Source organism: Phaeobacter sp. B1627, assembly GCF_006265095.1.
In the GTDB taxonomy this organism is placed as follows: Bacteria; Pseudomonadota; Alphaproteobacteria; order Rhodobacterales; family Rhodobacteraceae; genus Epibacterium.
Genome location: NZ_VCNK01000130.1, coordinates 1 through 350, shown reverse-complemented (window position 1 = coordinate 350; position 350 = coordinate 1). Strand labels below are relative to the sequence as shown.

The window sequence follows — 350 nt, the reverse complement described above, 5'->3', positions numbered from 1 at the left end:
TCGCCCTCGGACAATGCGGTGAAGTCAAAGGCCTCGCCGTTGAGGGTCAGCACGTCGCCCTGGCGGGTTGCGGTCAGCGCTGTATCGCAGCGCGTTGGCGTGAATGAGATTTGCATGCTGTGATACTCCTTCAGAACCAGCGGCCAATTGCCAGCATCGATACATTGGGTCCGTCCAATGCAGACCAGACATCAGGCCGCGCAAAGCGCACCCTCCAGCTGCTATTCGTGGCCTCCACCAATGTGGTAAAGCCATGCTTGAACAACTCACCGCTGTGACCGCCCACCACCGGCCCGATGAAGGCTGCCGGATAGCTGAAGGATCCAATATCGCTGCGGTACATGCCTCCT

General features: G+C 59.1%; 1 protein-coding gene. It reads right to left on the bottom strand.

The window, feature by feature from the left end; genetic code table 11:
* Positions 1-130: 130 nt before the first annotated feature.
* The coding region (locus FGE21_RS20175; RefSeq protein ID WP_176695515.1) for a hypothetical protein at positions 131-350 on the bottom strand (220 nt) is incomplete at its 5' end.